Annotated in this window: 19 protein-coding genes; 9 read left to right on the top strand and 10 right to left on the bottom strand. The window is 65.4% G+C overall.

Annotated elements, in window-relative coordinates; all coding sequences use genetic code 11:
* Nucleotides 1-2: 2 nt before the first annotated feature.
* Together M2343_RS06880 and M2343_RS06875 are read left to right on the top strand one after the other, a co-directional pair.
* Entirely contained in the window at nucleotides 3-767 is a 765-nt protein-coding gene (locus tag M2343_RS06880) for an FkbM family methyltransferase (protein WP_264577515.1), read from the top strand.
* Nucleotides 751-2,523: an MFS transporter gene (locus M2343_RS06875; protein ID WP_264576077.1), complete on the top strand. Its 1,773-nt coding sequence runs from the start codon at nucleotides 751-753 to the stop codon at nucleotides 2,521-2,523. Before M2343_RS06880 ends, M2343_RS06875 begins: the two co-directional genes overlap by 17 nt.
* A 9-nt stretch (nucleotides 2,524-2,532) precedes the next feature.
* Here M2343_RS06875 and M2343_RS06870 read toward each other — a convergent pair whose 3' ends face one another.
* Nucleotides 2,533-3,150 (bottom strand): YceI family protein, encoded by a 618-nt coding sequence (locus tag M2343_RS06870; RefSeq protein ID WP_264572508.1) that lies wholly within the window; start codon nucleotides 3,148-3,150, stop codon nucleotides 2,533-2,535.
* Between the two features lie 113 nt (nucleotides 3,151-3,263).
* Nucleotides 3,264-4,013 (bottom strand): sulfite exporter TauE/SafE family protein, encoded by a 750-nt coding sequence (locus M2343_RS06865; RefSeq protein WP_264576076.1) that lies wholly within the window; start codon nucleotides 4,011-4,013, stop codon nucleotides 3,264-3,266.
* Nucleotides 4,014-4,293: 280 nt separating this feature from the next.
* Between M2343_RS06865 and M2343_RS06860 the strand changes: the two genes are divergently transcribed.
* The 3 genes from M2343_RS06860 (at nucleotide 4,294) to M2343_RS06850 (ending at nucleotide 6,107) form a co-directional block, all read left to right on the top strand.
* Entirely contained in the window at nucleotides 4,294-4,473 is a 180-nt protein-coding gene (locus M2343_RS06860) for a hypothetical protein (protein WP_264576075.1), read from the top strand.
* A 3-nt stretch (nucleotides 4,474-4,476) separates the two neighbouring features.
* Nucleotides 4,477-5,478, top strand: a complete 1,002-nt coding sequence (locus M2343_RS06855) for a TerC family protein (protein WP_264576074.1) — start codon at nucleotides 4,477-4,479, stop codon at nucleotides 5,476-5,478.
* An 89-nt stretch (nucleotides 5,479-5,567) separates the two neighbouring features.
* Nucleotides 5,568-6,107, top strand: coding sequence for a mismatch-specific DNA-glycosylase (locus tag M2343_RS06850; protein ID WP_264576073.1), 540 nt, complete (start codon nucleotides 5,568-5,570; stop codon nucleotides 6,105-6,107).
* A 58-nt stretch (nucleotides 6,108-6,165) separates the two neighbouring features.
* Here M2343_RS06850 and ilvC read toward each other — a convergent pair whose 3' ends face one another.
* From ilvC to miaA, 6 genes are all read right to left on the bottom strand, one after another.
* Nucleotides 6,166-7,185, bottom strand: coding sequence for a ketol-acid reductoisomerase (gene ilvC / locus M2343_RS06845; RefSeq protein WP_181559289.1), 1,020 nt, complete (start codon nucleotides 7,183-7,185; stop codon nucleotides 6,166-6,168).
* A 157-nt stretch (nucleotides 7,186-7,342) separates the two neighbouring features.
* On the bottom strand, nucleotides 7,343-7,855 hold the full coding sequence (gene ilvN / locus M2343_RS06840) for an acetolactate synthase small subunit (RefSeq protein WP_181559290.1): 513 nt from the start codon (nucleotides 7,853-7,855) through the stop codon (nucleotides 7,343-7,345).
* 49 nt (nucleotides 7,856-7,904) lie between these two features.
* Nucleotides 7,905-8,267, bottom strand: a complete 363-nt coding sequence (locus tag M2343_RS06835; RefSeq protein ID WP_264576072.1) for a hypothetical protein — start codon at nucleotides 8,265-8,267, stop codon at nucleotides 7,905-7,907.
* A complete protein-coding gene (gene ilvB / locus M2343_RS06830) occupies nucleotides 8,267-10,012 on the bottom strand; it encodes a biosynthetic-type acetolactate synthase large subunit (protein WP_264576071.1) in 1,746 nt (581 codons plus the stop codon). Before ilvB ends, M2343_RS06835 begins: the two co-directional genes overlap by 1 nt.
* 243 nt (nucleotides 10,013-10,255) lie before the next feature.
* Complete coding sequence (locus M2343_RS06825) at nucleotides 10,256-11,461, bottom strand: collagen-binding domain-containing protein (RefSeq protein ID WP_264572515.1); 1,206 nt, start codon at nucleotides 11,459-11,461, stop codon at nucleotides 10,256-10,258.
* Between the two features lie 129 nt (nucleotides 11,462-11,590).
* Nucleotides 11,591-12,544 (bottom strand): tRNA (adenosine(37)-N6)-dimethylallyltransferase MiaA, encoded by a 954-nt coding sequence (miaA, locus tag M2343_RS06820; RefSeq protein ID WP_264576070.1) that lies wholly within the window; start codon nucleotides 12,542-12,544, stop codon nucleotides 11,591-11,593.
* On the opposite strand from miaA, the gene serB reads away from it, so the two are divergent.
* The 4 genes from serB (at nucleotide 12,543) to M2343_RS06800 (ending at nucleotide 16,261) form a co-directional block, all read left to right on the top strand.
* A complete protein-coding gene (gene serB, locus M2343_RS06815) occupies nucleotides 12,543-13,451 on the top strand; it encodes a phosphoserine phosphatase SerB (protein ID WP_264576069.1) in 909 nt (302 codons plus the stop codon). The genes miaA and serB overlap by 2 nt on opposite strands.
* Before the next feature lie 97 nt (nucleotides 13,452-13,548).
* Entirely contained in the window at nucleotides 13,549-14,256 is a 708-nt protein-coding gene (locus M2343_RS06810) for a ParA family protein (RefSeq protein ID WP_264574857.1), read from the top strand.
* On the top strand, nucleotides 14,253-14,810 hold the full coding sequence (locus tag M2343_RS06805) for a hypothetical protein (RefSeq protein ID WP_264576068.1): 558 nt from the start codon (nucleotides 14,253-14,255) through the stop codon (nucleotides 14,808-14,810). Before M2343_RS06810 ends, M2343_RS06805 begins: the two co-directional genes overlap by 4 nt.
* 5 nt (nucleotides 14,811-14,815) lie before the next feature.
* Nucleotides 14,816-16,261 (top strand): SPOR domain-containing protein, encoded by a 1,446-nt coding sequence (locus M2343_RS06800; protein WP_264576067.1) that lies wholly within the window; start codon nucleotides 14,816-14,818, stop codon nucleotides 16,259-16,261.
* Between the two features lie 21 nt (nucleotides 16,262-16,282).
* Here M2343_RS06800 and M2343_RS06795 read toward each other — a convergent pair whose 3' ends face one another.
* Nucleotides 16,283-17,506, bottom strand: coding sequence for a dihydroorotase (locus tag M2343_RS06795; protein ID WP_264576066.1), 1,224 nt, complete (start codon nucleotides 17,504-17,506; stop codon nucleotides 16,283-16,285).
* Nucleotides 17,497-18,486 carry an aspartate carbamoyltransferase catalytic subunit gene (locus M2343_RS06790; RefSeq protein ID WP_264569985.1) on the bottom strand — a complete coding sequence of 330 codons (990 nt, stop codon included), beginning with the start codon at nucleotides 18,484-18,486 and terminating at the stop codon, nucleotides 17,497-17,499. Before M2343_RS06790 ends, M2343_RS06795 begins: the two co-directional genes overlap by 10 nt.
* Between the last annotated feature and the right edge of the window lie 3 nt (nucleotides 18,487-18,489).

The following is an 18,489-nucleotide window of genomic DNA, read 5'->3' as shown; positions in this document are numbered from 1 at the left end:
ACCTGCGCCGCTACCGCCGTGAACTGCGCGACCGCTGGCTGGCCGTGCGGCTGGGCCTTGTCGGCCGCCAGCATCAATATGGCGAGATCGTCTCGCTGCGCCGGCTGATCGCGCATTTCGGCATCGATTGCGTGATCGATGTCGGTGCCAATGCCGGGCAATATGCCACCATGTTGCGCAACGATGTCGGCTTTCGCGGCACGATCCTCTCGTTCGAGCCGCATCCCGAGGTTTGCGCGAAGCTGGTGGAGATCGCCGGCAAGGATGCGCGGTGGCACGTCCACAATATCGCGCTGTCGGATCGGGATGGCGAAGCGACCTTCCACCTGATGGCGGCCGACCAGTTCAGCTCGCTCAATGCCCCGCAGGACGGCCTCGAGCAGATTTTTGCCGAGCGCAACAAGGTCACGCGCACCGTGCATGTGCCCTGCGCCCGGCTCGATACGCTGCTGCCCGATCTGCAGCCGGCGCGCGATGCCAAGGCGATTCTTCTCAAGATGGATACGCAGGGGCATGACGCGCAGGTCTGGTCTGGGGCCAGCGCGGTCGCCGGGCGGATCACCGCCGCGCAGACCGAACTGTCGGTGCGGCCGCTCTACGATGGCGCGACCGACTATCGCACGATGATCGCGCTTCTGGAGCGCGGGGGCTTCGTGCCCAATGCGGTGTTCGCCAACAACAAGGGCCATTTCCCGCTGCTGGTGGAAATGGACGGCCTGTTCATTCGCGCAGACCTTGCGCGTGAGGGCAATGTCCCGATCGTCTGATCCGGCGCACGGGCGCCCGCTGGCTCTCGCAACGGCGCTGGTGGCGGGCGGTCTGCTGTCCCTCGCGCTCAGCTGGGGCGCCTGGATGTGGCATTTGCGCAGCCAGTCCGGCCGGAGCATTTCCGAATATCTGTTCGCCCGGCAGGATATGTGGATGCTGGACGCGCAGGCGTTTGGCCTTTTGGTCGCGGGTTTTATCGTCGGCCTCCGGGCGCGCGGCAGCCGGCTGGCTGACCAGCGCGCAAGTGGTGCATCCTTTGCCGGGAGGGCGCTGGTTCCCGTCGGCATCCCCATCGTTGTTCTGCTCGCCTGGCTAGGGCGGACCTGGGTCTTCCACGGCTACAGCGTCTCGCGCGACGAGGTGATGGTCGAGCTGACTGCGGGTGCGCTCGCCCATGGCATGATCGGCTGGCCGATTCCCGAAGCCTGGAACGCCGTCCGCCATGCGATGCAGCCGGAATTCTACAGCCCCTACGGCTCGGATACGCATTGGACGTCGATCTATCTGCCGGTCCACGCCACAATCCGCAGCCTGTTTCAGCGCGTCGGGCTGGCTGATCTCGCCGCCCCGGTTACGCTCGGCGCGGGCCTCGTCGCGCTCTGGCATATCGCGCGGCGCCTCAACCCGGATCGGCGCGATGCGGCGCTGGTGACGATGGTTATGGCGCTCACCTCAGCGCAATTGCTCGTCACCGCCATGACGCCTTATGCGATGACGAGCCATTTCGCGTTCAACATGATCTGGCTGGCGCTGGTGTTGCGCGGCGGTGCATTGGGGCATGGACTGGCCGCGTTGGTCGCGATTCTGGCCGCCGGGCTGCATCAATGGCACTTCCCGCTGCTGTTCATCGCGCCGTTCATCCTGTGGATGGCGGCCAATCGCCGCTGGCGTCCGGCGCTGTTCCATATCTGTGTCGCGCTCGCTCTGATGGTGATCTGGGCCCGGCTCTGGCCGATGGCGCTGGCCGAGCTGGTCGGCCCGGCACCGCCAAGCGATGTCCACCGCACCAACAGCATCGTCGACAAGCTGATCAGCCTGTTCGGCCGGCTCGATAATCTCCAGCCGCTGCTGAACATATCCCGGCTGGTCGCCTGGAACAATCTGCTGCTCCTGCCGCTCGCCGGGCTGGCAGTGCTGGGCGTGCGCTGGCGAGGTGTGTGGCGTGACATGCCGGTGACTGTACCGCTGCTGCTGGGCGTGATCGCCGGTCTCTGCCTTGCGCTGTATCAGGGCTATGGCTGGGGCTTCCGCTACATGCACGGCCAGATCGGTGCGCTCTGCCTACTCGCCGGGCCGGGCTGGCGCGCCGTCGTACCGCGCGATGCGCGCTATGGCCGGGTGCTGCTGGTGGCCGGCGCCCTCTTCGCGCTGCTGGGCACGCTGTGGCAAGCGCGCGATACGGAGCGCTATGTGCGGAGCTATGCCAAGACCATGGAGGCCATTCGCGCGTCCGATGCCGATGTGGTGCTGGTCGATATTCGCGGTGGCTATTTCATGACCGACCTCGTGCGCTTCGGCGCCGATGGCGCGCCCGGCAAGCCGGCGGTGATGGCCCTGCAAATGCTCAAGGCCGCCGATCTGGCAGCCCTGTGCGCACGCTATGATGTGGCGGTGATGGATTTTCGGCAGTTCCAGCCGCTCGGCGTCTATCCGCTCTCGCCAATCTTCAAGGGGGATGACGGGATCGTCGCGCGGCGCGCCCATCTTGCGCGCATGGGCTGTGACCGACCGGTGATCGACTCACCGGCCGGATAGTCTCAGCGCTTACTTGGTGAAGCCGGCGACGATCTCGAGCTTAACCTCGTCACCCACCATCGGCAGGCCGTAAGCAACGCCAAAGTCGCTGCGCTTGATCGAGCCCGTGGCGGTGAAGCCGACATTTTCCTTGTTACCCATGCCCATGCCGGCGCCGTAGAAGCGCGCGTCCAGCGTCACCGGCTTGGTCACGCCGTTCAGCGTGAAGTTGCCGGTGATCTTGGCGGCCTGGCCGTCCACGACGACGCTGGTCGAGACGAAGCGGGCGTCGGCGGGCGTCGGGCCGAAGAAGTCGGCGGCCTTGCCGTCCTTGCCGGCGCGCAGCAGGTGAGCCGTCAGGCCCGCGCTGGCAGTGGTGACCTTGGAGACGGGAATGGTCACATCGACCTTGGCCGCCGAAGGGTTTTTGGGGTCGAGCTGGAGCGTGCCGGTGATGTCACCGAAAATGCCGAAATAGGGCGTGAAGCCCAGATGATCGACTTCCCACTTCACCAGCGTGTGGCCGGGATCGGCGGTGTAGGTGCCGCCGGAAATCGCGGCGGGGTCGGGCTTGCCGGGCTGTGCGACCAGCCCGCCGGTGATGCCGGCAAGAAGAAGAGCGGGAAGGGCAGCGTGAATGAGGCGCATATCTGTGTCTCCTGATCGTCTGCGAGGGGATTGAGAACGATACGCCTTAGCATAGCGTACCGCTCGCCGCTGTCATCAGGGGATTATCGGGTGCATCCCGGAGCGCGTCGGATTTAAATCAGAGCATCGGCGAGCAGTTTCATGCCGAGCAGGATCATCAGGACGTAGATCAGCACATAGAAACGCTCCGGATCGACCTTGCGCACCAGCTTCACGCCCAGCATCGTGGAGATGAGGGCGAGGGGGATCAGCACCCCGGTCGCCAGCAGATTGGCGCGGGTGAACTGGCCGAGGGCGGTATAGGCCGGCACCTTGATCCAGTTCATGACCGCAAAGGCGATGGCGGTTGTGCCGACGAGCGTATCGCGGGGCAGCTTGCGCGGTAGCACCCACATCTGGAAGGGCGGCGAACCGGCATGGGCGATGTGGCTGGTAAAGCCCGACGCCACGCCGAACAGCGCGCCCAGCCACGCCGGTGAATTGGAGGGCAGGGTGATCGCATGGCCCCGCTCGACCCACAGGCGCTGCAAGCCGAACAGGATCGAGATCGCGCCGAGCACGCCCAGCACGACATCCGCCGAGACCTGCGCAGAGAAGAAATAGCCCAGCGCCACGCCAATGGTCATGCCGGGGATCATCACCGCGAGCACATGCCCATCCCAGGTGCGGCGGAACGCCCAGACGCCCACCACATCCTGCACGATCAGGATCGGTAGCAGGATAGCCGCGGCCCGCACCGGGTCGATCGCAAGGGCGAGGATAGGCATGGCCAGCGAGCCCGCGGCGGAAAAGCCACCCTTGGCGAGGCCGGAAATCACCACGGCGACCACCGCGCACAGAATGTAGAAGGGATCGAGTGGCATGGGGATCGAGACCTCGGGCTTCGCGGCCCGGCAGGCGCGATGTCATCTGGCATAGCGCCTCGGTCACGGCCCGACGCAAGTTTTTTCGCATCGCCCTCTTGAAACCTGCCGCGCTATCTCCAAAATGCCGCCTGCGGACCGGGCCCCTCTGGCGCAGCGCTCAAACATGAGCGCGTCGCGATGTCGGACCGCATCGGGTGATACCGGTGCAGGTTCGGTTTTTCAGGCTCAGGCATCCAGTCATCCGATCACGTGCAACGCACTTTGGAGGATGACGTTCATGAATATCTTCACGTTCAATCTGATGGTCCTGCTGCAACGCGTCGACGATGCGCTGTCCAGCGAACGGGGCAAGGCGCGGCCCGATGGTCATCTCGTCGCGCGCTTGCGTCTGCGCCGCGATGTGCTGATGAGCCGCCTGCGCCGGTCGCTGTCCGGTCCCCGGGCACTGGGGGCCTGACGCATGGAATTTCTCGATATTCTCTGGCTCGGCAAGCCGGCCTGGATGTGGCTCATGTTCATGGGCCTCGTGCTGGCGCTGCTGGTCTTCGATCTGGGCGTGCTGCACAAGGAGGAAAAGGAGATCGGCGTGCGCGAGAGCCTCGCCATGTCCGCCTTCTACATCACGCTCGGTCTCGCCTTTGGCGGCTGGATCTGGTGGCAGCTTGGGCCGACGGCGGGGCTGAATTACGTCACGGGCTTCGTGGTCGAGAAGAGCCTGGCGATGGACAATGTCTTCGTCATCGCGATGATCTTCACCTATTTCGGCATTCCGCGCCTGTACCAGCACCGCGTGCTGTTCTGGGGTATTCTCGGCGTCATCGTGCTCCGCGCGCTCATGATCGGCTTCGGTGCCGCTGCCGTGCAACGCTGGGATTGGGTGCTGTATGTCTTCGCCGCCTTTCTCATCTTCACCGGCATCAAGATGTGGCGCAATGCAGAAGCCGAATATGAGGTCGGCAAATCGCCCGTGCTGCGGTGGATCAAGCGCCGCTTCCGGGTGACGGAGGAGCTGCACGGCAATCACTTCTGGGTGAAGCTGCCTGATGGTGCGACAGGGCGGACGGTCCGTTACATGACGCCGCTGTTCCTGGCGCTGCTGATGGTCGAGTTCGTCGACGTGGTGTTCGCGGTGGATTCGGTGCCGGCGATCTTCGCCATCACCACCGATCCATTCATCGTCTACACCTCGAACATCTTCGCCATTCTGGGCCTGCGCGCGCTCTATTTCGCCCTGGCGGCGATGGTGCATCGCTTCCATTACCTCAAATATGCGCTCAGCCTGTTGCTGGTGTTCATCGGCTCCAAGATCGTCTTGGCCGATGCGCTCGGCATCGCCAAGATCCCGCCGGTGGTGTCGCTCAGCGTCACCTTCGTCATTCTGGCGGGCGGCGTATTCTACTCACTGTGGAAGACGCGCGGCGAGCCGGTGGTGCTGCCGCCTGCCGAGGCCAACAACGTCTGACGCGATCCCGAAACGCCTCTCTGCACGACGGGGAGGCGTTTTCATCTCATCCCCTTACCGGGCGGTCCTCTGCGGCCTACATGAGGGGCATGATGGTTTTGCCCAGATCAGGTCCGTTGCCGGATGACTTCACCGTGCCGGACCTGTTGGCGCCGGGCTTGCGGCTGGTCTTCTGCGGAACGGCGCTCGGGCGCCAGTCGGCGCAGGCGCGCGCTTATTATGCCAATCCGACCAATTTGTTCTGGCGCACGCTGCACGAGGTCGGGCTGACGCCGGAGCGGTTCTCGCCGGGCGATTATCCGCGATTGCTGGATCTGGGCATCGGCCTTACCGATCTCGCCAAGGGCCATTTTGGCAATGATGCCGAGCTTCCGGCCGACGCGCTGGATGGGGCGGTGCTGCGCCAAAAAATGCTGCGCTATCAGCCCGCAGTCCTCGCCTTCACCAGCAAGACCGGCGCCAGCCGTCTGCTCGATCGCCCGACGGGCCGGATCGCGCTGGGCGAACAGAGCGAGCGCATTGGGACGACGCGGCTGTTCGTGCTGCCTTCGCCGTCCGGCTCGGCGCGGCGCTATTGGAATATCGCGCCATGGCAGGCGCTGGCCGATCTGGTGAAGGACAGCGCGTAACAGAAAGGGCGGCGAACCAACGGTCCGCCGCCCCATATCTGGACTATGCCGGAAAAGCTCAGTTCTTGGCCTGATCCACCAGCTTGTTGGCGCCGATCCAGGGCATCATGGCGCGCAACTGGGCACCGGTCTGCTCGATCGGGTGAGCGGCAGCCGCCTTGCGGCTGGCCTTCAGCTCCGGCTGGCCGGCGCGGTTGTCGAGCACGAAGTTCTTGACGAAGCGGCCGGACTGGATGTCCTCCAGTACCTTCTTCATCTCCCACTTGGTCTCTTCGGTGATGATGCGCGGACCGGTGGTGATGTCGCCATATTCGGCCGTGTTGGAGATCGAGTAGCGCATGTTGGCGATGCCGCCCTCATACATCAGGTCGACGATCAGCTTCACCTCGTGGAGGCATTCGAAATAGGCCATTTCCGGCGCGTAACCGGCTTCCACCAGCGTCTCGAACCCGGCCTGGATGAGGTGGGTCAAGCCACCGCACAGCACAGCCTGCTCGCCGAAAAGGTCGGTCTCGCACTCTTCCTTGAAGTTGGTCTCGATAATGCCCGAGCGACCGCCACCGACGCCCGAGGCGTAGGAGAGGGCGATGTCATGGGCATTGCCGGTCGCGTCCTGATGAACGGCGATGAGGCACGGCACACCGCCGCCCTTCACATATTCGCCGCGCACGGTGTGACCCGGACCCTTGGGCGCGATCATGATCACGTCGACATCTGCCGGCGGCTCGATGAGGCCGAAGTGGACGTTGAGGCCGTGCGCGAATGCCAGCGCGGCGCCGGGGCGCAGATTGCCCTTGATGTCGTTCTCGTAGATGGCGGCCTGATGTTCGTCGGGTGCGAGGATCATCAGCACGTCGGCCCACTTGGCAGCATCCGCATTCGCGAGCACCTTGAAGCCGGCGCCTTCCGCCTTGGTAGCCGAGGGCGAGCCGGGACGCAGCGCGATCGCGACTTCAGCAACGCCCGAATCGCGCAGGTTCTGCGCATGGGCATGGCCCTGGCTGCCATAGCCGAGGATGGCGACCTTCTTGCCCTTGATGAGGCCGATATCGGCATCGCGATCGTAATAAACACGCATTTCCCAGAACCCTTCTCTTTCAGTTCGTCGGGCCGACCTGTGTCGGCATCCATGTAAAAAATCTCGTGTCGGCCCCCGCCGGCGGACCGCTCCTGCACCTTTCAGCCGGCAAAGCCAAGCCGGTGTCGCGGTTTTCTGCGGGGTGGACTGGCTAAATTCAGGCGGCGGCGCCCCGCAGCATCCCGACAACGCCGGTGCGGCCCACTTCAACGAGCCCCAGCTCGCGCATCAGGCCGACGAACGTATCGACCTTGCTGCTCGGCCCGGTGATCTCGAAAACGAAGCTCTCCAGCGTGGTGTCCACCACCTTGGCGCGGAACACGTCCGCCAGCCGCAGCGCCTCGATGCGCGCCTCGCCAGTGCCGGCGACCTTCACCAGCGCCAGTTCGCGCTCCACGAAGGGGCCGATTTCGGTGAGGTCGGTCACCTTGTGCACCGGCACAAGTCGCTCCAGCTGGGCAATGATCTGGTCGATCACGCGCGGGGGGCCATTGGTCACGATGGTGATGCGGCTGACCTTATGGTCCGCGCTCACGTCCGCGACGGTCAGGCTCTCGATATTATAGCCGCGTGCCGAAAACAGACCCGCGATCCGCGCGAGAATGCCTGCCTCGTTGGTGACCGTGACGGACAGCACATGGCGTTCGCTGTCCTCCTGGCGGATGTGCATCACTCTTCGTCCTCGTCAAGAAATCGCAATGAGTTCAAAATCAGGTCGGTCAGAGACCGGTTGGATCGTCTGGCGTCCCGGCCGGGCCGTCACTGGCTGGCGGCGCGACCGAGAGCATGCCCGTCATCGCATAATGCCAGCCCTCGGGCGTGCGGTGGGCGATGCGCACCGGTTCGCCCAGCATCGCATCGAACACCCGGCGCAGCGGCTCTCCAACATAGCGGGGCGACACCAGAACGCTGTCATAATCCCGCTCGTTGAATTGAAACCGGCTTTCCAGTTCGATCACCCACTCGCCCGCATCCTCGTCGCCATGGTCGCGCGTCGTCCCGAACAGGTCGGCACTCTCATTGTGCCGCTCGAAATCGAACGGCTCGCTGACATGGAGGCGAAGGCGGACGGGCTGGGTCATCAGACCAGTGCCCTGGCCTCGTCGTCCATCGTCCCGGAGACCTGGCTGGGGTCGAGCAGCATATCGGTATGCGCCGCACCAGACGGGATCATCGGGAAGCAGTTGGAGAGCTTGGCCACCCGGCAATCGACAATGACCGGGCCCGGCGTGTCGATCATCCGGCGGATGCCGGGGATCAGCTCGTCCATAGTCTCGATGCGAATGCCGGTCGCGCCATAGGCTTCGGCCAGCTTCACGAAATCGGGCAGGCTGTCCGAATAGCTGTGCGAATAGCGGCTCTCATAGGTGAGTTCCTGCCACTGACGAACCATGCCCATATATTCGTTGTTCAGGATGAAGATCTTGACCGGCAGGCGATACTGGATCGCCGTACCAAGCTCCTGGATGTTCATCTGGATCGAAGCATCACCGGCCACGTCGATCACCAGCGCATCGGGGTTGCCGAGCTGGGCGCCGATCGCGGCGGGGAAGCCATAACCCATGGTGCCGAGCCCACCTGAGGTGAGCCACTTGTTCGGCTCCTCGAAATGATAGTGCTGCGCCGCCCACATCTGGTGCTGGCCGACTTCGGTCGTGATGATCGTGTCGCGGTCGCGCGTCGCGTTGTAAAGCTCGGCAATGGCCCGCTGCGGCATGATCTCCTCGCCGGTCTCGACATAATCGAGGCTCTTGCGTGCGCGCCACTCGTCGATCTGCGACCACCAGCCGCTGTAATCGGGCTTCTTGAACCCGCGCGCCTTGAGGCCAGCGATGATCGCCTCGATCGCGCGGCCGACATCGGCGACAACGGGCACGTCCACCGGCACGATCTTGTTGATCGAGCCGCGGTCGATATCGACATGGATCTTCTTGCTGAGCGGGGCGAACGCATCCAGCCGGCCGGTCACGCGGTCATCGAACCGCGAACCCAGCGCCAGAATGAGATCAGCCTTGTTCATCGCGAAATTGGCTTCGTATGTGCCATGCATCCCCAGCATGCCCAGCCATTGCGACGATGAGGCGGGGTAGGCGCCCAGCCCCATCAGCGTCGAGGTGGCCGGTGCGCCGAGCATGTCGGCCAGCGCCCGCAGCGCTTCGCTGGCGGCAGGGCCGGAGTTGATGACGCCACCACCCGTATAGAGGACAGGCTGCTTGGCATCGAGAATGAGCGCGACGGCCTTGTCGATCATCTCCGCGTCCGGCTCGGTCTGCGGCCGGTAGCTGGGATGGGCGTTGAGCGACGGCTTCTCATAGGCGGCGGTGGCAACCTGCACGTCCTTGGGAATATCGATCACGACCGGGCCGGGGCGGCCGGAGGTGGCGATATAGAAGGCTTCGTGCACCGTACCGGCCAGATCGGCCGGGCTCTTCACCAGGTAATTATGCTTGGTGCAGTGGCGCGTGAGGCCGACCGTATCGGCTTCCTGAAATGCGTCCGTGCCGATCAGCGACGTGGGCACCTGCCCCGTGATGACGACCATCGGAATGGAGTCCATCAGCGCATCGGTTATGCCGGTGATCGCGTTGGTCGCGCCGGGGCCGGATGTGACGAGCACGACGCCGGGCTTGCCGGTCGAACGGGCATAGCCCTCGGCGGCGTGCGCCGCAGCCTGCTCGTGGCGGACGAGAATGTGCTGGATCTTCGGGTGATCGTAGATCGTATCATAGATCGGCAGCACCGCGCCGCCGGGATAGCCGAACACGGTGTCGACCCCCAGATCGAGCAGGCATTGAACCAGAATGTCGGCGCCGCTTCTCTCGGCCACGGGAAACTCCTTGAAAACCATTAGCAGCGCCCTTTGTCGAAAGGAGCTGCCCTGACAAGGTTGGTGCCTCTATGGATTATAAAATGCCGTGTCAAATCAATATTGAGTAATAAAATTACAATAACGGAAAAATTTGCAACATTTTATTGGACGGGCATGCTCTCGCCAGCGGCCCAAATGGAAACGGCGCCGACAGAAGTCAGCGCCGTTCCAGCTTTTCAAGGATGATGAAGATCGTGGCCGTCAGGCGAAGGCGACGGTCTTCGCGCGGCGACGCATCGCCAGACCGGTCAGGCCCAGGCCCATGATCATCATCGCCCAGGTGGAAGGCTCGGGCACGGGCACCAGATTGAGGTTGCCGTTGAAGGTGCCGAGGTGGATCTCGCCGCCATTGCCATCAGTATAGCGCCCGACCACGACCGAACCTTCGATCGGGGTGTGGATCAGCAGGCTGGCGCTGGGCGCCAGGACCGAGCCATAAAAAATGTTGCCGGAGAAGTTGAGCGTCTCTGCGTTCACGAAGTTCCAGATGACCTGCTGGTTGTTCGCCTGATTTGCGCCGTTGGAGTTGAAGCCTAGGTTCACATCGGTGCCGAACACATTGATGATGACCGGCGTCGTGCCCGAGAAGTTGTACTTCAGGCTGTTGATCGAGGCGAAGTCGGCCGCATTGAAGGAGAACAGCGCATAGCCGGCGCCATTGTCCACGGCGTTCAGCGTCATGGCCGTGCCGGTGATGTCGAAGCCGCTCGGATTGCTCGCCATGTTGAGCGAGGCGAGCGCGGTCGAGAGCGCGCGCACATCGTCGGAGACCTTGGTCACCGTCGCCGTGATGGGTGCCGAGACCGAGGCCGCATAGCCGGAATTGCCGGAGGCGAGATTGAAGTTGCGCGTGCCGCCGTTGAAATTGCCCGATGCCGTGCCGCCGACATTCAGCGTGCCGCCACTCTGGTTGATCGTCCCGCCGGAGAAGCTGCCGCCAATCGTATAGACGTCGCCATTGCCGATGTTGGGATTGCTGCCGGTGAAGTTGCCGCCAACCGTCACGGTGCGGGGCGTCGAGTTCATCGTCAGCCAGCTGTTGCTGACATTGCCGGCGACCGAGGCGCTGCCGCCGCTGGCGATGGTGCCGACGCCGCCATTGGACCCGTTATGCACCTTGATGTCGGCATTGGAGATATTGCCGCCTACAGTCAGAACGGGAATGCCCGCATTCTTTGTCTGGCCCTGGCTCGAATTGCCGATGCCGACCTGACTCGCGCCGGTCAGGTTGCCGCCGACCAGCATCTTGCCCTCGACATCATGCTTCAGGTTTACGTCACCCAGCACGATGAGATTATAGTTCTTGAGCGCTTCAAGGCCCGCAGCGGCATCGCCGGATGCGAGGGCGGGGGCGCTCGCGAACGCGGCGAGGCCGAGCGCGATGGCAAGGGACGAACGCTTGAGCATGAAACAGGTCTCCGTCGGTGCGGGATGGCGAAAGATGAACGGCCTTTATACCATTTATCAGAGCGTTGAAGCGTTCATCTTGCACGTCGAAAGCCGTGTCCGGTTTTGGCACAGACGGGTAGGTGGCCGTTAATGGGCTTCCGGCGCGATGCTGTTGAGGTCTTCGATGGTCACCGCAGCCTGCGGATGGATGGTCGTCCAGCCGGCTTGCCGGCCCCGAGCCCAGGTCCGCTGCCGCTTTTGATAGGCGATGGTCTGCTGGAGGATGGCCGCCCGTGCTGTCGCCCGGTCGATTTGGCCCGTCAGCATCGCGGCGAGTTCGCGGACCCCAAGTGCGCGCAGCACCGGTCGATCAGATGGAATGTCCCGGCGAACGAGCGCTTCGACCTCCTCGATGGCGCCATGCGCCAGCATGAGATCCAGCCGTTGCTCGGCGCGTTCGGCGAGCACCTCGCGCGGGAGCATCACCACCGCACCGTGAATGCGCATGTGTCCCGCAAGGCCGCCTTCGCGCCGGGCCTGCCATTGGGGGAGCGGCGTCCCGGTCGACCGGACGACCTCCAGAGCTCGCGCGACGCGCGAGGTATCTGCCGAATTGAGCCGCGCCGCGCTGACCGGGTCTTCCAGTTCCAGCGCGGCATAGCTTTGTGCCACCGGCAGCGCTCGCACGGCCTCGCGGATCGCCGGATCGATGGCCGGGACCGGCGCGATGCCGTGCAGCAGCGTGTGCAGATAAAGCCCGGTGCCGCCCACCAGAATAGCCGGAACGCCCTGTGCATGGGCGGCATGGATTTCTGCCTTGGCCTCCTGCGCCCAGCGCGCGGCCGAGCAATCTTCCATGCCGTCGATATGGCCGAAGAGGCGGTGCGGGGCCTGCGCCAGATCCTCCTCGGGCGGGCGCGCGGTCAGCACATTGAGGTCCGCATAGACCTGGCTGGCATCGGCATTGATGATGATGCCGCCCGTGGCCCGCGCAAGCCGTATCGCCACTGCGCTCTTGCCGCTGGCTGTCGGCCCGGCAATAAGCGCCACCGGCGGCCGCTCCGGGTCGCGCATTTCGGGCAGGGAATCAGGATCAGGCATGGCTGGCGGCATTTCGGACGGACGGGACATGGTTGCGACCTTAGTCGCGCATGACGGACTTGGGCAGGGGGACGTGACCGCCGCGCGCGATGCGCTGGCGCAGGCGGGTCTCGATGTCGCCGCGCCGGTCTGGATCGAGGCCGGTGAGGCTGCGGACCTGCCGTTCGCCGGCGACCGGGCCGTTGCCCGCGCGGCGCTGGAAGCGCTGGCGCCGCCCGCCGACCTGTTCGTGCTCGCGGCGGCCAATCGCGACTGCCGTCTGTTCGTGGCGGATATGGATTCGACGATGATCACCGTCGAGTGCATCGACGAGCTGGCCGATTATGCAGGGCTCAAGGACGAGATCGCGGCGGTCACAGAGCGAGCAATGCGTGGGGAACTGGATTTCGCGCAGGCGCTGACCGGCCGTGTCGCGCTGCTCAAGGGTCTGGACGCGACCATGATCGATCGCTGCCGTGCCGAGCGGGTGCGGCTGATGCCTGGCGCACGGGCACTGGTGCAGACCCTGCAGTCGCGCGGCGCGCGCACGATCCTGGTGTCCGGCGGCTTCGTGCCGTTCGCCAAGCCGGTCGCGCAGGAGATCGGGTTCGATGTCGCCATTGCCAACACCCTGCACATCGCCGACGGCAAGCTCGCTGGCACGGTCGGCGAACCGATTGTCGATGCCGCACGCAAGCGTGCCGAACTGCTCGGGGCGGCGGAGCAGGGCGGATTGTCGCCCGCGCAATCCATCGCCATCGGTGACGGGGCGAACGATATTCCGATGATTGAGTCGGCCGGGCTAGGCGTTGCCTATCATGCCAAGCCCAAGACACGGGCGGCTGCCGATGCCGCTATCGAGCGGGGTGACCTCAGCGTCCTGCTGCATGCTTTGGGCATTGCTCGGGCGCAGTGGGTGATGGGTTAGCCCTCTATCTCCCGCGCGGCGGGCAGCGCACTTAACCGAATCTTAGAGGGAAGCGTGAGATTTCCTTGCCCGATCCATGATCGAGCGGGGGAATGTCGTGCGGATATTGGCGCTAGCATCTCAGAAGGGCGGTTCGGGAAAGACCACGCTGTCTGGCCATCTTGCGGTTCAGGCGCAGCGCGCTGGCGCGGGGCCGGTCGTCCTTATCGATATCGATCCGCAGGGTTCGCTCTCCGATTGGTGGAACGAGCGCAGCGACGATTATCCCGCCTTTGCCCAGACAAGCGTCGCGCGTCTCGCCGGCGATCTTGAGGCGCTGCGTCAGCAGGGGTTCAAGCTGGCGGTCATCGATACGCCGCCGGCGATCACCATGGCCATTCAGAGCGTCATCGGCGTCGCCGAGCTGATCGTGGTGCCGACCCGGCCCAGCCCGCACGATCTGCGTGCCGTGGGCGCGACGGTTGACCTGTGCGAGCGCGCCGGCAAGCCGCTCATCTTCGTTGTCAATGCCGCAACGCCGCGGGCGCGCATCACCTCGGAAGCCGCGATTGCGCTTTCGCAGCACGGCACGGTGGCACCCGTCACCATTCACCAGCGCACCGATTTTGCGTCCTCGATGATCGATGGGCGCACGGTGATGGACTTCGATCCCAAGGGACGCTCGGCGCAGGAAGTCGAGCAGCTGTGGAGCTATGTGGCCGATCGGCTCGAGCGGAATTTCCGGCGGACAGTGTTTTCGCCCAGCCATGTCGCAGCGGCCATGTCGCGCCAGACGGGCTTCGGGCGTCGGGTGGTGCAGGGATGAATCGCGATAATTCGATGACCGAGCCGCGCCCTGCGGCATCGCTGACGGCGAGCCTGCTCGCGCGGCGGGGCACTGCGCGCCCGGCCATGCGTCGCCCGGCGCTGCCGGGTCTTTCGACCGCCCCGACCGTCCATGATGACCTTGGCTGGAATGACATGGGGGAGGGCGCTGCCCCCCACATGCCAGCGCTGGCCACCGGGACGGACGCTGCGGTGCCGATCAACGCCAATGTGTCCGTGGCTGAGAGCGACCCGGCGCCGGTCTCGCCGGCCAAGCAGCAGATGCTGGCCCTCGCCGAGCAAATCAGCCTGCGCGTCACGCCGCCGAAAGTCCCGTCCAAGCGCCCGGCCAGTCTGGCGGGCGTCGGGCGCAAGGCGGCGTTCACGCTGCGGATCGATAGCGAGAGGCACCTGCGCCTGCGCCTGCTGAGCGCGGTCTCGAAGCGCTCCGCCCAGCAGCTTCTCATCGAGGCGCTGGATCAGATGATTGCCGCCGACGCGCATGTGCAGGCGCTCGCCGAAGAGATTGAATCCAGCTCGGGACTGGAGGCGTGAGGCATATGGCGCGCTCCGTAAAAATGCCTTTGCTGCTGGTGACGGTGACGCTCTCCAGCGTGGCGCTGGGCGGCTGCGCACAGCTGGGTCTCCAGTCCCATAGCGCGCGCGCGACGCCCTCGGTTGCGCAACTTTCGCCCAAGATCGAGTCAGCGCTCGCGGATCGCAAGTTCGCCCACGCGCTCGACCTGGCCGAGGCGCTGGTCGCCGCCGAGCCGGCTGCTGCAGACCATCGCGTCTTGCTGGGCCGTGCCTATCTTGCCAATGGCCGCTATCGCTCGGCGCAGGCGGCGTTTACGGACGCCATGGCGCTGGGCAACAGCGATGTCCGCACGATCATCAGCTTGGCCCTGTGCGAGACTGCGCTGGGCAATGACAGCACGGCCCAGGCTTTGCTCGCCGACAACGCTGCCACGCTGCCCGCCTCGGACTATGGTCTCGCCATGGCCATTGCTGGCGACGTGCAGGAGGGCGTGCGCGCGCTCGTTTACGCCGCGCGCCAACCTGACGCCTCGGCACAGACACGGCAGAACCTCGCCTTTGCCTTGGCGCTGGGTGGCGCCTGGGGGCAGGCACGGCTGATCGCCGGGCAGGATCTGTCCGCCAAAGAGGCCGAGCAGCGCATCGGGCGCTGGTCTCGGGCTGTGGCGCAGGCTGAATCCGGCGCGCGGGTGGCTGCCCTGACTGGGGTTGCGCCCCGTGCCGACGATGCCGGGATGCCGTCTCGCCTCGCACTGCGCAGCTTCGAGCTTCCCGCCGTTGCGGAACTGACGCCCCCAAAGGATGTCGCCCCGTCGCCGGCGAAGACGGCTGAAGCGGCTGCACCTGCGGCAGCGGCCGATGCTGCGCGCGCAGCACCCGCCGTTCAATCGGTCGCGATCCCGCCCTCGAGCCGGTCCTCAGACCCGGCTGGCCCGGCAAAAGCCAATCCTCCCATCGCGTCCTCGGCGAACACCCCCTTGGGCGCGCCGTCCGCCGAGATTCTTTCAGCGGCGCCTCTACTGGTCTTGCAGCCGGCGCCGAGAGCGCCGAGCATCGCTCAGATGGCCTTTGCGCCTGCTGCATCCAGCCCGTCGATGGGGGTGAAGATTGCCACCGCGTCTCGCGCGGTGCCGGTCCTGCCGACCAGGCCGGGTCGTGCTTCGGGCGACTGGGTGATCCAGCTCGGCGCCTTCGACAGCGCCACGATGGCGCGGGTGAAATGGCAGGCCATGCGCCGCAACCCGCGCCTGGCTGGCTATCGCGAGATCGTTACCGCCGCGAGTGTCAATGGGCGCACCTTCCATCGCGTGGCGGTGGGTGGCTTTGCCAGCCGGTTCGCTGCCGGTTCGCTGTGCCAGACTCTGCGCGGCGAAGGGCAGGCTTGTTATGTGCGCCGCGATGACAGCAATGCATCGCGCATGGCGCGCGCTGGCGCCTCGGCCGGCGGGTCGCAATTCGCGTCGCGGTGATGGGGCAGTTGGGCGATCCGCTCAGCGGATCACGCCGCCTTTCATGATCATCCGCGCCCGGCCCTGAGCCGGCAGCTTGTCGAACGGCGTGTTGCCGGCCGCCGCTGCCATTTTGGCCGGATCGACGATCCAGGGCGTATCAGGCGCGATGAGGATGAGGTCCGCCGGCGCGCCCGGCGCCAGCCGTCCCGCGTCGAGGCCGAGGATCGCGGCGGGATTGGCCGCGAGCAGGGCCATCATCCGGGTTTCGGTCATCTTGCCTTCACGCACCAGATTGAGCGCGAGCGGGAGCAGCGTCTCGGCGCCGGCGATGCCAGGCAGGGCGTCCGCGAAGGGCAGGCGCTTGTCTTCCGGGCCGCGCGGATCGTGGCCCGAGCACAGCACGTCGACGGTGCCATCCGCGACCGCCTCGATCGTGGCAAGCCGATCCCGCTCATCGCGCAGTGGCGGGGAGAGGCGTGCGAAGGTGCGGAAATCGCTCACCGCCGCATCGTTGAGGAAGAGGTAGGAGGGGCTGGTGCCGCAGGTCACCTTCAACCCTTCGGCCTTCGCCGCGCGAATGAGCGCGAAGCCCGCCGCGGTGGTGACGAGGCGGACATGCAGGCGTGCGCCTGCCTCCCGCGCCAGCGCGATATCCCGCGCGATGGCCATCGCTTCGGCACTGGCCGGGGCGCTGGGCAGGCCGAGGCGCGAGGCCGTCTCGCCATGCGTCGCCACGGCATTGGCCGTCAGCCCGCCATCCTCGGCATGGGTAATGACCACCAGGTCGAGCGCAGCGGCATAATGCAGCACGCGCAGCATCACGCCCGAGTCGGCGATCCAGCGCCGGCCGGTCGCGATGGCGCGGGCGCCAGCAGACTTCATCAGCGCCATTTCCGCCAGTTCGCGCCCCTCGAGGCCGCGCGTTGCGGCGCCGAGCGGATGTACCCAGAAGTCCGGCTTGCCGGCCCGGGCGGCGTGCTGGATCAGCCCCGGCTCATCGAGAACGGGCGACTGGTCCGGCATCAGCGCGGCGCGGGTGATGCCGGCGAAGTGGAAGGCGGGCTTGTCGGTGCGGAACACGCCCAGATCGATGATGCCCGGCGCGAGGATCATGCCCTTGGCATCGACGATCTCGGCACCGTCGGGCACCTTTACCGCGCCGACGGCTGCGATCGTCGCGTCTTCAACGAGCAGCGTGCCTTCGGAGAGGGCGCTGGCGGTCGGATCGCACAGGCGTGCGTTGATGATCGCGGTCAGGCCCATCCTTCGACTCCCCGGGCTGTGCGGGTGAGGACATCGAGGCAGGCCATGCGCATAGCGACCCCCATCTCGACCTGCTCGGTGATCGCCGAGCGATCCGGATCGTCCGCCACGCTGCTCACGATTTCCACGCCCCGGTTCATCGGGCCGGGGTGCATGATGATCGCGTCCGGCTTGGCGCGCTTCAGCCGCTCGGGCGTGAGGCCATAGAGCGCGTGAAATTCGCGGGCCGAGGGGATGAAGGCCCCGTCCATCCGCTCATTCTGAATGCGCAGCATCATCACCACATCCGCGCCATCCAGCGCGGCGTTGAAATCATGGAACGGCGTGACCCGATAGCGCTCCACCGCCGGGGGCATCAGCGTCGGCGGCGCGCAGACACGCACTTGCGCGCCCAAGGCCGTGAGGCAGAGCATGTTGGAGCGGGCGACGCGGCTGTGGAGAATGTCGCCGCATATCGTGACGATCAGCCCCTCGAAGCTGCCTTTGCGCCGCCTTATGGTCAGCGCGTCGAGCAGCGCCTGCGTCGGGTGCTCGTGGCGGCCATCGCCGGCATTGAGCACGGGGCAATCCACCATGTCGGCGATCAACTGCACGGCGCCCGAACTCATGTGGCGGATCACCATCACGTCGGCGCGCATCGAGTTGAGCGTCACGGCGGTATCGATGAGCGTCTCGCCCTTCTTCACGCTCGATTGGGCGGCGTGCATGTTCACCACGTCCGCGCCCAGCCGCTTGCCCGCCACCTCGAAGGAGAGCAGCGTGCGCGTGCTGTTCTCGAAGAAGGCGTTCATCTGCGTGAGGCCGGCGAGGCGCCCGTCATGCTTGCGGCTACCGGCGCGGTTGAGCGATGCCCATTGCTCGGCTTCATCCAGCAGAAAGCGGATTTCATGCGGCGCCAGATTGGCGATTCCCACCAGATGCCGGTGCGGAAAATTGTCCCGGCCGATGAGGCCGGTGGCGGGAGAGGGCGATATTGTCATTAA

The sequence above is a fragment of the Sphingobium sp. B8D3B genome (assembly GCF_025961875.1).
GTDB lineage: Bacteria > Pseudomonadota > Alphaproteobacteria > Sphingomonadales > Sphingomonadaceae > Sphingobium.
This window is presented reverse-complemented; position numbering and strand designations above follow the sequence as displayed.

Coding starts and splice junctions, on each gene's coding strand:
- M2343_RS06875 (WP_264576077.1), top strand. CDS start 751: ATGTCCCGATCGTCTGATCCGGCGCACGGGCGCCCGCTGGCTCTCGCA.
- M2343_RS06870 (WP_264572508.1), bottom strand. CDS start 3,150: ATGCGCCTCATTCACGCTGCCCTTCCCGCTCTTCTTCTTGCCGGCATC.
- M2343_RS06865 (WP_264576076.1), bottom strand. CDS start 4,013: ATGCCACTCGATCCCTTCTACATTCTGTGCGCGGTGGTCGCCGTGGTG.
- M2343_RS06860 (WP_264576075.1), top strand. CDS start 4,294: ATGAATATCTTCACGTTCAATCTGATGGTCCTGCTGCAACGCGTCGAC.
- M2343_RS06855 (WP_264576074.1), top strand. CDS start 4,477: ATGGAATTTCTCGATATTCTCTGGCTCGGCAAGCCGGCCTGGATGTGG.
- M2343_RS06850 (WP_264576073.1), top strand. CDS start 5,568: ATGATGGTTTTGCCCAGATCAGGTCCGTTGCCGGATGACTTCACCGTG.
- ilvC (WP_181559289.1), bottom strand. CDS start 7,185: ATGCGTGTTTATTACGATCGCGATGCCGATATCGGCCTCATCAAGGGC.
- ilvN (WP_181559290.1), bottom strand. CDS start 7,855: ATGCACATCCGCCAGGAGGACAGCGAACGCCATGTGCTGTCCGTCACG.
- M2343_RS06835 (WP_264576072.1), bottom strand. CDS start 8,267: ATGACCCAGCCCGTCCGCCTTCGCCTCCATGTCAGCGAGCCGTTCGAT.
- M2343_RS06825 (WP_264572515.1), bottom strand. CDS start 11,461: ATGCTCAAGCGTTCGTCCCTTGCCATCGCGCTCGGCCTCGCCGCGTTC.
- serB (WP_264576069.1), top strand. CDS start 12,543: ATGGCTGGCGGCATTTCGGACGGACGGGACATGGTTGCGACCTTAGTC.
- miaA (WP_264576070.1), bottom strand. CDS start 12,544: ATGCCTGATCCTGATTCCCTGCCCGAAATGCGCGACCCGGAGCGGCCG.
- M2343_RS06805 (WP_264576068.1), top strand. CDS start 14,253: ATGAATCGCGATAATTCGATGACCGAGCCGCGCCCTGCGGCATCGCTG.
- M2343_RS06800 (WP_264576067.1), top strand. CDS start 14,816: ATGGCGCGCTCCGTAAAAATGCCTTTGCTGCTGGTGACGGTGACGCTC.
- M2343_RS06795 (WP_264576066.1), bottom strand. CDS start 17,506: ATGGGCCTGACCGCGATCATCAACGCACGCCTGTGCGATCCGACCGCC.
- M2343_RS06790 (WP_264569985.1), bottom strand. CDS start 18,486: ATGACAATATCGCCCTCTCCCGCCACCGGCCTCATCGGCCGGGACAAT.